Source organism: Streptomyces sp. NRRL S-455, from assembly GCF_000717875.1.
In the GTDB taxonomy this organism is placed as follows: domain Bacteria; phylum Actinomycetota; class Actinomycetes; order Streptomycetales; family Streptomycetaceae; genus Streptomyces.
Window position 1 is genome coordinate 1 of record NZ_JOCT01000039.1, and the last position, 13,205, is coordinate 13,205.

Below are 13,205 nucleotides of genomic sequence, written 5' to 3' on the forward strand. Positions count from 1 at the left end.
AAACGCCCGGTTACATTCCGAACCCGGAAGCTAAGCCTTACAGCGCCGATGGTACTGCAGGGGGGACCCTGTGGGAGAGTAGGACGCCGCCGAACAAATCTTAGAAAAGGCCCACACCTTACGGTGTGGGCCTTTTTGTGTTTCCCGGACCCGTTTTCCGAAGCCATTTCACGACGGGTGGACCAGCTTCGTGTCGTACGCCAGGATCACCGCCTGGATGCGGTCGCGGGAGCCGGTCTTCGCCAGGATGCGGCCCACGTGCGTCTTCACCGTCGACTCGGCAAGGTGGAGGCGCGTGGCTATCTCCGTGTTCGTCCAGCCCTTGCCGATGGCGGTGAGGATCTCCCGTTCTCGGTCGGTGAGGGAAGTCAGGCGCGGATCCGCTTCAGGGGCGGGTTCCGCGGCGGGGTTGCTCGGCAGGTGGTGGGCGTAGGCGTCGAGGAGGCGGCGGGTCAGGCTCGGGGCGACGACCGCGTCGCCGGTGGCCACCGCGCGGATGCCGGAGAGGAGTTCCTCGGGCTGGGCATCCTTGACGAGGAAGCCGGAGGCGCCCGCGCGGAGGCCGGCGTAGGCGTACTCGTCCAGGTCGAAGGTGGTGACGATGAGGATGCGGGTGCGGTCGCCGGCGGCGATGATGCGGCGGGTGGCCTCGATGCCGTCCAGGCCGGGCATGCGGATGTCCATGAGGACCACGTCGGGGTGGAGTCGCGCCGACATGCGGACAGCTTCGCTGCCGTTCGCCGCCTCGCCCACGACCGTCATGTCGTCCTGGCTCTCCAGGAGCATGCGGGAGCCGAAGCGCTGGAGCGGCTGGTCGTCGGCGATCAGGACCGTGGTCACTGCGGGATTTCCTCCGGGAGGTGAAGGCGGACGCGCCAGCCGTGCTCCGTGTGCGGGAGAGGGCCGGCCTCAAGTGTGCCGCCGTACAGGGCGGTTCGCTCGCGCATTCCGGGAAGCCCACGACCGGCTCGGGTCGGGTCGTCGGTGCGGCTGCCGTTGCCGTTGTCCGTGATCGTCACGGTGGCGGCTCCCCTGTCCGCGTACGTCAGCTCTATCTCGGCGGTGGCGTCGGGGCCGCCGTGCTTGAGGGTGTTGGTGAGGGCTTCCTGGATGACGCGGTAGACGGTGAGCTGACGACCCGGGGTGAGGGTGGGGCTGCCATGAGTGGTGAGGTGGACGGGGAGGCCTGCGGAGCGTACGCCGTCGAGGAGCTGGTCGAGGTCCGTGAGGCCGGGCTGGGGTGAACGGGAGGCCTGGTCCTCTTCCTCCTTGCGCATGACGTCCAGGAGGCGGCGGAGTTCGGTGAGGGCTTGGCGGCTGGTGGTGGCGATGGCGTCGAGGGCCTGGGCGGCGCGTTCGGGTGACTTGCCGGCCGCGTATCTGCCGCCGTCGGCGAGGCCGGTGATGACCGAGAGGTTGTGACCGAGGATGTCGTGCATCTCGCGGGCGATGCGGGTGCGTTCCGCGGCGGTGGCGAGTCGGGCCTGCTGGTCGCGTTCGATCTCCAGGCGGCGGGCGCGGTCCTCCAGGGCCTCGGTGTAGTTGCGGCGGGTGCGGACCGTCATGCCGATGAGTACGGCCACGGTGATGGACATGAGCTGCGAGCCGATCTGCTGGTCCCAGCTGCCCTCGCCGTAGCGGGCGACCGACACGAGGACCGGGGTGATGAACAGGGCCGTCGCCCACCACAGGTGGTGCAGCGGGCGGCGCAGTGCGAGGTGGTAGACGGGGACCAGCTGGAGCAGGGAGGCCTGGATGGCGGCGCCGGTCCAGGCGTTGACGAGGGCGAAGGGGGCCATGGCGGCGAGGACGGCGCCGGGATGGGTGCGGCGCCAGAGGAGGGGCACCGAGAGGCCGAGGCTCATGAGCAGCAGGAGCCGGTCGGGGACGTCCACGTTGTGGGCGATGTTGCGCCATCCACCGCCGCTGTAGTCGGTCAGGGCTGCCGTCACCCAGAAGCCGGCGAAGTGCAGGTCCCACAGCAGCGGGTGGCGTCGGTCGAAGGCGCGCACCCGGCGTGTGATGCGGTGGGCGTACTCGGTGAGGGGCTCCGGCGCCCGGTCTTCCGTCACGGGGTCCATCGTGCTGGTTTCCGAGGCCGCGCGTCAGACGACTCGGCGTCGTAGCACGATCGCGGCCGCCGTGAGGGTCGCCGCTGTCCGCACGAGCATGGCCAGCAGGGCGGTGCCCGGGGAGGCCGTGCGGCCCGGGTGGACCGAGCGGCCCTCGAGCAGGGCGCCGCCCTCCGTGAGGGGTGCGGGGTGGGCGGCGTAGGAGCGTCCGCTCACGGTGGCGTGGCCGCGGGTGGGGGCGTCGAGGCCGAGGAGTATCCGCATGGTCGTGGACTTGCCGGTGCCGTTCGGGCTTAGGAAGCCGGTGACGGTGCTGGGGCGGACGGTGAAGGACAGATCCGTGACGACCGTACGGTGGACGTAGCGTTTGGTTAGTTGGTGTGGCGTCAGCATGCTTCGATGCTGGTGCGTGCGGGGGCGGCAGGCGTCGGACCGGCGGGGTAATCGGGGTGAGGGGTGTCGTACCCGGGTACTACGGTGGCCGGTATGAGCTATGTGATCCGGTCCGTCCGTGCTGACGAGTGGCCCGCGGCCAGGGAGCTGCGGCTCGCGGCGCTGCGGGACCCGGTGGCGCACCTCGCCTTCCTGGAGACGTACGAGGAGGCCGTGGCGAGGCCGGACTCCTTCTGGCAGGAGCGGACGGCCGGTGCCGCCGAAGGGGCGGAGGCGAGGCAGCAGATCATTGCCGAGGCTCCGGACGGGCGGTGGGTCGGGACGCTGACCGTGCTCGTGGAGGAGCCCGGGACGACGGACTGGGCCGGGTTTCCGGTGGAGCGCAAGCAGGGGCATCTGGTCGGTGTGTTCGTGCGGCCCGAGGAGCGGGGGAGCGGGCTGACCGAGGTGTTGTTCGACGCGGCCCTCGAGTGGGCGTGGGGGCGGGGTCTTGAGCGGGTCCGGCTCTTCGTGCACGAGGAGAACGGGCGGGCGCAGCGGTTCTATCGGCGGGTGGGGTTCCTGCCGAGTGGGGTGATCGTGCCGCTCGGGGACTCAGGGGAGCGGGAGTTGGAGTTCGTGCTGGAGCGGGAGTGACGGGGGCCTAGACCGGCAGTTCGTCATGTGGCCAGCGGGCGCGGCCCTGTTCGCGGGACCGGAGCAGGGCCAGGGTCGGCATGCCCCGGTCCGCTCCGGCGGCCAGCAACTCCGGGAGCTGGGGAAGCGGGGCCACGGCCGCGACGTCGTCCAGGACGAGCGTCAGTGGTGGGTCGAGGCGACCGGCCGATGACCGTTCGGCCATGTGCCGGCCGCGCTCGACCACGCTGGAGACGAGGGCCGTCAGGAAGGGCATCGCGCCCGGGTCTGTCCTGGGGTCCTCGATGGATTCCCCCACCACATAGAGCGTGCCCCCTTCGTGGACGAAGGAATCCAAGGTGAGGGCATCAGTTCGGTTGGGGGTGCAGGCCTCGCGGATGTTGACCGTGGAGAGCGCCGCCAGGGCACGGCTCGTCAGTTGCTGGGCCATGTCCCGGCGTTCGGGGTGGGCGGTGAGGGCGCCTTCGAGTTCGCCCGCGGAACCGGGGGCCGCTTTGGGGTTCGTGCGGAGGATGCGTACGGCGTCCTGGATCTGGGTGCCCTGGGACCAGCGGTGGACGTGGCGGATGGTGCGGCCGTCGATGGCTGCGGCGTGCAGGTAGCTCCGCAGAAGTGTCTGGGCCGTGTCGCTGAGGGCCTGGTCGAGTTTGGCGGTGGGGCGGACGGGGGTGAGCAGGGCGGTGGCACGCTGGGTTGCCGTTGTCTTGTCCTCGCAGCCGGCTGTGGGGGACCAGTGGAGGCGGGACGGGGTGTCGCAGAGGTGGGTGGGGTCGAAGAGCAGGGTGGGACCCAGTTTGGCTCTTCCGTCCTTGGTGTCCTGCCAGAGCGTCGGGTTCGAGGTGACGATGAGGGCTGGGCCCTCCGCGTCGCGTACGGCCTGAGTGGCGGCGGTCTGGCGGGATTCCCTCGGGGCTACGAGGATTTTCTCCCACCCGCCGAGTTGTTCCTGGCCGAACAGGGACGCCGGGGTTGCGGGGGCTGCTGCCGGGCCTGTTGCCGGCTCCAGGGGGTGTGTGGGGTGGGTCGCCTGGCGGGGCGTCGGCACGTCGCGTGGCACCGAGGTGGAGTTGTGGTCCTGGGCCGGTGTCGGCATCTCGTGCTGTGCCGGTGCCGGTGCCGGTGCCGGTGCCTCGTGTGTGGTTCCGGACGTTGACGTCGGTGGTTTCTCCTCCGCCGTCGCCTTTTCCGCACGGCGACTCGCGCGGACCGCTCGCCATCGGGCCAGCGTGCCCATCACGAACACCGTCAGGACGACCAGGATCATCAGCTGGCCGATGAACACGCCCCAGAACAGGCCGTAGCCGGAGAGTTCGCCGGCGGGTGTGTCGGGCCAGGCGCCGGGGATGTCGTGGGGCTGGGCGATGAGGCCGCGCATGGCGAGGGGGGTGCGGGTGAAGGTGACGCCGGACGGCCAGGAGCCGTGGGCGAACAGGCCGGCGAGGCCGGTGGCCGCCCACACCAGCACGGTCATGCCGAGGAGGAACGCGAGGAGGCCGACGAGCAGGCCGTCGGGGATGCCGCCCTGGTGGTCGCGGTGGGTGCGGCGGTCGTCCGGTCTCACGCGTCTTCCTTCCCCTGCGCCTTACGCCACCGTCGACTCGGAGTCGCCCAGGTGGTGCTCCACGAAGGCCGCCGCTCGTTCCTCCGCCTCGAGTTCGGCGGCGCGCAGGGCGTCGTCGGTGAGGTCGGCGGAGGACTCGGTCATCGCGCGGTCGGTGAAGACCAGGGGGCGTTCGGTCTCGGTGACCAGGTGTTTGACGACCTGGACGTTGCCGTTGACGTCCCAGACGGCGATGCCGGGGGTGAGCGTCGGGATGATTTCGACCGCCCAGCGGGGCAGGCCCAGGACGCGGCCGGTCGCCCGGGCCTCGTCCGCCTTCTGGGCGTAGATCGTCCTTGTTGAGGCCATCTTCAGGATCGCCGCCGCTTCCTTGGCCGCGGCGCCGTCGACGACGTCGGACAGGTGGTGGACGACCGCCACGAACGACAGCCCCAGCCGTCGGCCGAACTTCAGCAGGCGCTGGAAGAGCTGGGCGACGAAGGGGCTGTTGATGATGTGCCAGGCCTCCTCGACCAGGAAGATGCGCTTCTTCCGGTCGGGGCGGATCCAGGTGTGCTCCAGCCACACGCCGACGATCGCCATGAGGATGGGCATGGCGATGGAGTTGCGGTCGATGTGGGACAGGTCGAAGACGATCAGCGGGGCGTCGAGGTCGATGCCGACCGTGGTGGGGCCGTCGAACATGCCGCGCAGGTCACCGTCGACGAGACGGTCCAGGACGAGGGCGACGTCCAGGCCCCAGGCCCGTACGTCGTCTATGGCGACGTTCATCGCCTCGGCCGACTCGGGCTCGGGGTGGCGCAGCTGCTCGACGATGTCGGTGAGGACCGGCTGACGGTCGACGATGGTCTCGTTGACGTAGGCGTGCGCGACCTTCAGCGCGAAGCCGGAGCGTTCGTCCAGTCCGTGGCCCAGCGCGACCTCGATGATCGTGCGGAGCAGCGCCAGCTGGCCCGTGGTTGTGATCGCGGGGTCGAGCGGGTTGAGGCGGATGCCCATGTCCAGGGCGGCCATCGGGTCCAGCCGGATGGGAGTGATCCCCAGTTCCTCGGCGATGAGGTTCCACTCGCCGACGCCGTCCTCGCCCTGGGCGTCCAGGACGACGACCTGGCGGTCGCGGAAGCGGAGCTGGCGCAGGACGTACGTCTTCTCCAGCGCCGACTTGCCGTTGCCGGACTCGCCGAGGACCAGCCAGTGGGGGGCGGGGAGCTGCTGGCCGTAGAGCTGGAAGGGGTCGTAGATGTAGCCCTTTCCGGAGTACACCTCGCGGCCGATGATGACGCCGGAGTCGCCGAGGCCCGGGGCGGCGGTGGGCAGGTAGACCGCCTGGGCCTGGCCCGTGGACGTGCGCACCGGGAGCCGGGTCGTCTCGACCTTTCCGAAGAGGAAGGACGTGAAGGCGTCGGTGAGGACGGACAGCGGGTCCCGCATCAGGTCCTACCTCCGAATGCCGGTGGCGAAAGGAAGGGTGTTCACGAAGGCGCGGTGGTGCTCACGGTCGCACCACTCCAGCTTGAGGTACGACTTGCCGGCCGAGGCCCTTATCGTGCGCTTGTCGCGGGCGAGGGCGTCGGGAGAGCGGGAGGAGACCGTGATGTAGCCGACGAGGTTGACGCCGGCGGCGCCGCTGGCGAGGTCCTCGCCGCGCTGGTCGAGCCGGGAGTTGGCGGCGACGTCGCGCGGGTCGACGGTGCGGTTCATCTTGGCGGCGCGGGACGCCTCGGCCTCGTCGTTGGTCTTCTCCGTCAGCATGCGCTCGATGGCGACCTCGGTGGGTTCGAGGTCCATGGTGACGGCCACCGTGCGGATGACGTCCGGGGTGTGGACGAGGAGCGGGGCGAGGAAGTTGACGCCGACGGGGGTCATGGGCCACTCCTTCACCCAGGCGGTGGCGTGGCACCAGGGGGCGCGGGTGGAGGACTCGCGGGTCTTGGCCTGGAGGTACGTGGGCTCCATGGCGTCCAGCTCGGCCGGCCAGGCGTTGCGTTTCGTCATCGCCTGGATGTGGTCGATCGGGTGGTCCGGGTCGTACATGGAGTGGATCAGCGAGGACAGCCGGCCCTGACCGAGCGGCTGCCGGACGCGGATGTCGGCCTCCTGCAGGCGCGAGCAGATGTCGGTGAGCTCGCGGGCCATGACGACGGCGAGTCCGGCGTCCCGGTCGACCTTGCCGCCGTGGGCGCGGGCGGCGCGGGCCATGGCGTTGGCCTCGGCGGCGAGGTCGCGGGTGTAGTGCATACAGGCGACGAGGTAGGCGCGGTGCTGCTCGCTGCTGGTGGACACCATCGACTGGAGCTGGTCGTAGGAGTGCTGCAGCCACGGCGGTGCCTTGTCGTCGCCGCGTACGGCGACGTCCTTGGCGTGGGCGTCCGGGTCGGCGGGGAGGGTGCGGGCGAGCATCTGGAGGCGGGTGACGAAGCCGTCGCCGTTGGCCACGTGCTTGAGCAGGGTGCCGAAGCGGTCGACGAGGGCCTCCTGGTCCTCGCTGTCGCGCAGGCCGACGCCGGGGCCCTCGATCTCGATGGCGGCGGTGACGGTCTTGCGGTCGGCGTGCAGCAGCACGGCGATCTCGTCCGGTCCGAAGGGGGCGGACAGCCAGGTGATGCGGCCGATGCCCGGGGGCGGGCCGATCTCGACCTCCTTGCCGTCGAGGCGGGTGCCGGCCTCAACGGCGGTGGAGCGGTAGGTGGCGCCCTGCTTGAGGGTGCGCTTGTAGCTGCGGTTGATCTCGAACCACTTGTAGAAGGTGCGGTGCTTGTACGGCACGTACACGGCGGCCAGCGCCAGCATCGGGAACCCGGCGAGCAGCACGATGCGCAGGGACAGCACGGGGACGAGGAGCCCGCACATCATGCCGAGGAACGCGCCCACGACGATGAGGGCGATCTCGCCGGTCTCGCGGTTCCGGCCGATGATCGCGTTCGGCCGGGCGCGGCCGATCAGATACGTACGGCGGGGCGTGACCGGATGGGACACGTGGGACTCGGTCGTCAACGCCCTTCACCTCCCGTGCGGTTGGTACTGCTGTTGCGGGTGCTGCTGGCGTGCGGGGTGTTGACGGGGCTGCTCGAACGGGGTGCGGGTGCGGCGGAGGGGACAGATCCGCCGCCGCCGTTCGAGGTGCGCCCGCTGTGTGCGGCGACTCCGCCGGAGGCGGGGTTGCTGGGGCGGGGGGCGGAGGACTGGCTGCCTCCGCCGTTGTTGTCGGCGCGGGAGCTGTGGGTCTTGATGCCCTGCGCGACCAGGGTGGCGGGGGAGCTGATGACCGCGGCGGCCTTGCTCTCGGCGCCCTGCATGAGGCGGTTGTTGCGGGAGCCGGCGATCTCGTCGCCGAAGCCGGGGACGAAGCGGTAGATCATCGCGCTGGCGAAGATGGCGAGCAGGATGATGGCGAGGCCGGAGACGACGGCGGAGAAGGCGTCGGGGCCGTCGCCGGTGGAGAGCGCGCCGGCGAGGCCGAGGACGATGACGATGACCGGCTTGATGAGGATGACCGCGATCATGATGCCGGCCCAGCGGCGGACGTGGCCCCAGAGGTTCTTGTCGACGAGGCCGGCGTAGACGACGGTGCCGAGGAGGGCCCCGACGTAGAGGAGCGCGGCCCTGATGACGAGCTCCAGCCAGAGGACGCCTGCGGCGAGGATGCTGACGAGGGAGACGACGATCAGCATGATGGGGCCGCCGCCGATGTCCTCGCCCTTCTTGAGGGCCTCGGAGAAGGTGCCGAAGAACGCGTCGGTCTGGTCGCCGGTGGCTTTGGCGAGGACCTCGGTGATGCCGTCGGTCGCTGAGACGACGGTGTAGAGGATCAGGGGGGTGAAGGCGGAGGCCAGGACGGTGAGCCAGAGGAAGCCGATGGCTTCGGAGAGGGCGGTGGTGAGGGGGACGCCGCGGACCGCCCGCTTGGCGACGGCGAGCAGCCAGAGCAGGAGCGTGAGGATCGTCGACGCGGCGAAGACGACGGCGTACTGCTGGAGGAACTTGGGGTTCGTGAAGTCGACGTTCGCGGTCTCCTTCACGGCGTCGCTGAGCTTGTCGACGGTCCAGGAGGCGGCTTCGGCGCAGCCCTTGGCGAGGGAGGAGAGGGGGTCGAGGGTGGAGGTGGGGTCGAGGGAGGGGCTGCCTCCGCCGGTACCGCTTCCGTCGTCTCCCTCACACCTCTCCCTGACTTCGCCCCTGAGCAAGTCGCACGCGTTGTTGCTCGGCGACGGGGAGGGCGTGGGGGCGGCGAAGGCACGGGTGGCCAGCAGGACCGTGGCCGCCTGCAGTGCTGTGACCGCGGCGCCGAGCTTGAGTACGTGATGCCTAGCGGGCATAGGTGAAGCCTCCGTACTCCTCGACGGCCTTGGTCATGTCCTCTGCGGTGGAGGCTCTTTGGTCGCGTCCGACCGGGACCGGACCATCCTTCTGGGTGAAGTCGGTGACCTTCCAGTCATCATCGACCCACTTCAACTGGTACGTCGTCGTGTACCAGCTCTCGGTCACGGGGTTCCTGGAGCCCTCGCCCGACAGACCGAAGAGGGACGTGTACCAGAGCTCGACCGTGGCGGTGCTGCCGCTGTAGGACGTGACCTTGGTACCGACCGGGATGACGCGCGAGACGAAGGTCTGACCGCTGGGCGCGGCACCGTTCTTGTTCAGACCGATCTTCTCGAGCAAGCTCTCCCGGGAGTACACCTCATCGAAAGCTGGCAACTGGGCGGCAGCGACGTCGGGTGCGTAAGCCGTGTTGACGATCGCGTGCCGCTTCTGGGTGTCGTACATGTCAGCCGACCCGAGCGCGGTGCCGTAGTTGGCGGCTGCTGACTGGGCGCCCTGCTCACTGCGGGCGTAGCCGGTGGGGAGGTCGCCCGTCTTCGTCTGCACCGGCCGCTCCCCCGAAGGTGCTGTCGCCGCAGTCTCCGGCTTGTCGGTGCTGCCGTTCGACGAGGAGTCGTCACCCCCCCGGTTCGCGAAGGCGATGGCCGCGATCAGGAGGACCACCACGCCGACCACCGTGACCAGGCCGCGGGACGACGAGCGGGGGCCGCGGCGGGTGGCGCCGTAGGTGTCGGCGTCGGGCAGGCGGGTGCGGGTCTGGCCCGTGCCGCCGTAGCCGCCGGAGGGCTCGTGCTCGTCACCGAGACTCATGCCGCGTACGCCCCCTCGACGTCGTGCGGAGACACTTCGTACTCCTCGTACGACGGTAGCCGTGCTGGTTCCCGCGCGGGCGCGGTGTGGTGACTCGACATCAGGGAAACGCAACCTCAGCCGGTGGGCACGACGGGCGGGTGGGAGAAGGGGGGAGGAGCCGGGCGTGCCCGGCCTGGGCGGGCGGGGCCCGGGCTACACGGCCATGCCGTACACGATGGTGAAGAGCGTGCCGAGGGAGCCGATGATGAAGACTCCCGTGAGGCCCGCGATGATGAGGCCTTTGCCCTGCTCCGCGCTGAAGGTGTCGCGGAGGGCGGTCGCACCGATGCGCTGCTTCGCGGCGCCCCAGATGGCGATGCCGAGGCAGATCAGGATGGCCACCGCCATCACGACCTCGATCATCACCTTGGCCTCGTTGCCCAGGCTGCCGAAGGGGCCCCAGTCCGGAGCGATCCCGCCGATGATGGTGTTGATGTCTCCCTTATCGGCCGCAAAGAGCATGTAAGTCACCGCCCCTGTTGGGTAGTTCCGCATCCTCTGCGGTCGTGCAGAGGTCAGGCCTCATTCTCGCCGACAATGACGCTGTCGTATGTCGACTTGGCGTCATTGATTGGCGGGTTTCGTACGGATACCTTGCCACCGTTCCGCTCCGGCCCCTAAAGAGGGTGACGGACGGTGCGCGAAGGATCGTATGGTCACTCTGTGTATCACGGCAGGTCACGCCGGGCAATGAGGCCTGAGCGGAACCTGGTGTGTGGTTCCGTCGTTGTGCCCTCTTGTGGTCTTTGTCACCTTTTCGGCCGTTTCCTGGCGGCTGGTCGGGTGAGGGGTCGCGCCGGTGTTCTCCGGGTGAAGGCTACCTGGGATGGCGAACGGGGTGCGGTGGGTTGTCGGTGACAGCTCGTCACGGGATCGAGGGGTCAGCCGGCGGACAGGCGCCGGGTCCCTGCGGGGCGCCCCGTCCGGTGCGGCCGTCGTGACCCGTCCCCGGCGGTGGCCACGGAAGGCCGAAATGCCCGGTGCCGGGGCATATCATGCGGCAGAAAGCGCCACTGGCCCGACCAGCCGGATATCCCCTCAGAGGGATATCCCCTTGGCTCCCGGCCCGATTGCGGCGGGCCGGGAGCCGAGTACCGGACAGTGAGGCTTGGCGCCTTGCCTGTATGAGGGTCAGTGGCGGTGCTTTTCGAGCACTCGGAAGCTTCCCAGGAGCGCGAAAGGCACCGTGGTTCCGTCGATGACGGTGGTGCCTTCCAGTCCGTTGCTGGAACTGTGGGGCGCGATGGTCGAGATGGCAGCGCCGTTGTCGCAGGTGATCCCCCTGAAGAATTCGATGGTCTTGTTGCTGTCGTTCCGCACGTTGAAGCTCATGGCGGGGCTGCTGACCACAGCAGTGCACCGACCTGGTACGGCCGAGTACGTTCGCTCGTTGACGTGGACCTGATCGTCGTCGTGGTTGTTGTTGTGGTTGCCGTTGGGGTCGAAGTGCGTCTGACCGTCGCCACCGAAGGGAGCAGAGACCGCGTTGTCCTGCACGGCCGGGGCGGACTGCGGGACGGGACTGGAAGCCGAGGCGTAGGTCACGCCGGTTGCGGCCAGCGCCGCGACACCCACCGACGCCACGATCGCGACAGCGATACGCCTACGCGTTCCGCTTCTCCTTCTCTCAGGCATGCCTTTTCTCCATCTCTGAGGGATGTCAGCCGAGCAGCCGACCATGAATGAACTTACTTATGCTGATTTCTGTCGCAACCTCAGAAATGTCGAGGGGTGAGGGGCGGGAGCCGATCGGGTGGCCGAAGGTCTCAGTCAAAGGCTGTGATGTCGAGTCAAATGCCTTGAGTGGGATGGAAGGTTGGCGAAGATGTTGAGGGTTCCCGAGCCGACCTGACGTACTTTCACTCCGCCGCTGGCGCGTCGTTCGTTGATATGGCCTCGCGTATCAGCTACTGAGGGTGTCGCGGGTGAGGCGCCCGCTGTGGCGAGTGACGGCCCCGGGCCCGCTGTGACGTACGGGGCCGTGCGCCGGTTGCCCCCCGCGTGGGGCCCTGTGCTTTCGGTCGTTCTTCTTTTGCTCCGGCTCTCCTCTTCGTGATCATTCCGGAGGCCGGTGGCCGCCTCTACACTGACGAGGCGGTGGACTCCTGGGCGGTGAAGGGCGGTTGACGGTGCGTAAGGCCTGGATCGTGGCGAGTGTTGCGATCAGCTCCGCGCTGGCCTTCGTGATGCTGCTCGTCGTGGGCGTCTACCTCGTCGCCGGGAACCTGGTCAACGGCGTGGGCGGTGGTGCGAAGGCGCTGGCCAAGGGGTCGGTGCCCGCCGCGTACGCGGCTCTGGTGCAGAAGTGGGGCAACCTGTGTCCCGCCATCAGCCCGGCCCTGCTGGCCGCCCAGCTGTATCAGGAGAGCGGGTTCAACCCGAGGGCCCAGAGCCATGCCGCGGCGCAGGGGATAGCGCAGTTCATCCCCGGCACGTGGGCCTCGCACGGCATCGACGGGGACGGGGACGGGGACCGGGATGTGTGGGACCCGAAGGACGCGATCCCCTCCGCCGCGTCGTACGACTGTGAGCTCGCCTCGTACGTGAAGAAGGTTGGCGGGAATCTGACCGAAAACATGCTGGCCGCGTACAACGCGGGGGCGTACGCGGTGATCAAGTACAGCGGCGTGCCGCCGTACAGCGAGACGCAGAACTACGTGAAGAGGATCACCACCCTCTCGAAGAGCTTCGCGGCGCCCGTCGGGCGGGTCGATCCCTCCCAGCAGGCCGCCGGCGCCATCGAGTACGCGCAGCAGAAGCTCGGCACGCCCTACCTCTGGGGTGGCACCGGTACCGCTGAACAGGGCGGACGCTTCGACTGCTCGGGGCTGACCCAGGCGGCGTACGAGAGCGTGGGCATCAAGCTGCCGCGTGTCGCCAACGACCAGTACAACGCCGGGCCGCACCCGGCGCGGGACGAACTGCTGCCCGGAGACCTCGTGTTCTTCTCGGACGACCTCACCAATTCCCGGGCCATCCGGCATGTCGGCATTTATGTCGGCGGTGGGTACATGATCGACGCGCCGCGAACCGGCGCCGTGATCCGCTTCGACCCGATCGACACCCCTGACTACTTCGGGGCTACCCGGGTCACCGAAGATGGCGCGAAAGCGCTCCCGACGACGGTGTGAGCCCCGTGTGAACCCACCCCCTGAGCTGCGAAGACGTATCTCTCTTCGATAACGTCTGGGTGATCATTCGGTGGAGTGTGGAACGTATCAGCGGGGACCGTGCGTTCCTGATGACGTAGCCGAGCGGACGTCGGCGGGCACGTGTCAGGCATCGTGCGCGCGTGCAGCGGAAGCGGATCTACAACCACGGGGGTGGCAGGAGCCGCGCACGCACAGGTGCGCCATGAGAGACGACGAAGG

The 13,205-nt window shown here is 69.1% G+C and carries 11 protein-coding genes, 1 rRNA gene and 1 pseudogene; 3 read left to right on the forward strand and 10 right to left on the reverse strand.

Annotation, left to right across the window (positions count from 1 at the left end; translation table 11 throughout):
* Nucleotides 1-95, forward strand: a 5S ribosomal RNA gene (rrf, locus tag IE97_RS39540); the annotation flags it as partial.
* A gap of 73 nt (nucleotides 96-168) precedes the next feature.
* Here the strand turns inward: rrf and IE97_RS0135235 are convergent.
* The 3 genes and pseudogenes from IE97_RS0135235 to IE97_RS43530 form a co-directional block, all read right to left on the reverse strand.
* Entirely contained in the window at nucleotides 169-840 is a 672-nt protein-coding gene (locus IE97_RS0135235) for a response regulator (protein ID WP_030250407.1), read from the reverse strand.
* On the reverse strand, nucleotides 837-2,081 hold the full coding sequence (locus IE97_RS0135240; RefSeq protein WP_030250410.1) for a sensor histidine kinase: 1,245 nt from the start codon (nucleotides 2,079-2,081) through the stop codon (nucleotides 837-839). The genes IE97_RS0135235 and IE97_RS0135240 overlap by 4 nt, the downstream gene beginning before the upstream one ends.
* Nucleotides 2,082-2,195: 114 nt before the next feature.
* A pseudogene (locus IE97_RS43530) lies at nucleotides 2,196-2,465 on the reverse strand (ATP-binding cassette domain-containing protein); the annotation flags it as partial.
* Between the two features lie 93 nt (nucleotides 2,466-2,558).
* On the opposite strand from IE97_RS43530, the gene IE97_RS0135250 reads away from it, so the two are divergent.
* Nucleotides 2,559-3,101, forward strand: a complete 543-nt coding sequence (locus IE97_RS0135250) for a GNAT family N-acetyltransferase (RefSeq protein WP_030250416.1) — start codon at nucleotides 2,559-2,561, stop codon at nucleotides 3,099-3,101.
* Nucleotides 3,102-3,108: 7 nt separating this feature from the next.
* Here the strand turns inward: IE97_RS0135250 and IE97_RS0135255 are convergent, their stop codons facing one another.
* The 7 genes from IE97_RS0135255 to IE97_RS0135285 form a co-directional block, all read right to left on the reverse strand.
* Nucleotides 3,109-4,662, reverse strand: coding sequence for a TraM recognition domain-containing protein (locus tag IE97_RS0135255; RefSeq protein ID WP_030250429.1), 1,554 nt, complete (start codon nucleotides 4,660-4,662; stop codon nucleotides 3,109-3,111).
* Nucleotides 4,663-4,683: 21 nt separating this feature from the next.
* Nucleotides 4,684-6,093, reverse strand: coding sequence for an ATP-binding protein (locus IE97_RS0135260; RefSeq protein WP_030250433.1), 1,410 nt, complete (start codon nucleotides 6,091-6,093; stop codon nucleotides 4,684-4,686).
* Nucleotides 6,094-6,099: 6 nt separating this feature from the next.
* Complete coding sequence (locus IE97_RS0135265; protein WP_030250436.1) at nucleotides 6,100-7,656, reverse strand: SCO6880 family protein; 1,557 nt, start codon at nucleotides 7,654-7,656, stop codon at nucleotides 6,100-6,102.
* Nucleotides 7,653-8,978 carry a membrane protein gene (locus IE97_RS0135270; protein ID WP_030250441.1) on the reverse strand — a complete coding sequence of 442 codons (1,326 nt, stop codon included), beginning with the start codon at nucleotides 8,976-8,978 and terminating at the stop codon, nucleotides 7,653-7,655. Before IE97_RS0135270 ends, IE97_RS0135265 begins: the two co-directional genes overlap by 4 nt.
* The gene (locus IE97_RS0135275; protein WP_030250446.1) at nucleotides 8,968-9,792 is read right to left on the reverse strand and encodes a hypothetical protein; all 825 of its coding nucleotides are present in this window, start codon (nucleotides 9,790-9,792) and stop codon (nucleotides 8,968-8,970) included. Before IE97_RS0135275 ends, IE97_RS0135270 begins: the two co-directional genes overlap by 11 nt.
* 195 nt (nucleotides 9,793-9,987) lie before the next feature.
* A complete protein-coding gene (locus tag IE97_RS0135280) occupies nucleotides 9,988-10,296 on the reverse strand; it encodes a hypothetical protein (protein WP_004000049.1) in 309 nt (102 codons plus the stop codon).
* Nucleotides 10,297-10,965: 669 nt separating this feature from the next.
* Entirely contained in the window at nucleotides 10,966-11,409 is a 444-nt protein-coding gene (locus IE97_RS0135285) for a hypothetical protein (protein ID WP_234331894.1), read from the reverse strand.
* A gap of 548 nt (nucleotides 11,410-11,957) precedes the next feature.
* On the opposite strand from IE97_RS0135285, the gene IE97_RS0135290 reads away from it, so the two are divergent.
* Nucleotides 11,958-12,965 (forward strand): NlpC/P60 family protein, encoded by a 1,008-nt coding sequence (locus tag IE97_RS0135290; RefSeq protein ID WP_030250452.1) that lies wholly within the window; start codon nucleotides 11,958-11,960, stop codon nucleotides 12,963-12,965.
* Nucleotides 12,966-13,205: the final 240 nt, after the last annotated feature.

Excerpts from the sequence above, each read along its gene's own strand:
- IE97_RS0135240 (WP_030250410.1), bottom strand. The coding sequence starts at position 2,081 with ATGGACCCCGTGACGGAAGACCGGGCGCCGGAGCCCCTCACCGAGTAC.
- IE97_RS0135250 (WP_030250416.1), top strand. The coding sequence starts at position 2,559 with ATGAGCTATGTGATCCGGTCCGTCCGTGCTGACGAGTGGCCCGCGGCC.
- IE97_RS0135260 (WP_030250433.1), bottom strand. The coding sequence starts at position 6,093 with ATGCGGGACCCGCTGTCCGTCCTCACCGACGCCTTCACGTCCTTCCTC.
- IE97_RS0135270 (WP_030250441.1), bottom strand. The coding sequence starts at position 8,978 with ATGCCCGCTAGGCATCACGTACTCAAGCTCGGCGCCGCGGTCACAGCA.
- IE97_RS0135275 (WP_030250446.1), bottom strand. The coding sequence starts at position 9,792 with ATGAGTCTCGGTGACGAGCACGAGCCCTCCGGCGGCTACGGCGGCACG.
- IE97_RS0135280 (WP_004000049.1), bottom strand. The coding sequence starts at position 10,296 with ATGCTCTTTGCGGCCGATAAGGGAGACATCAACACCATCATCGGCGGG.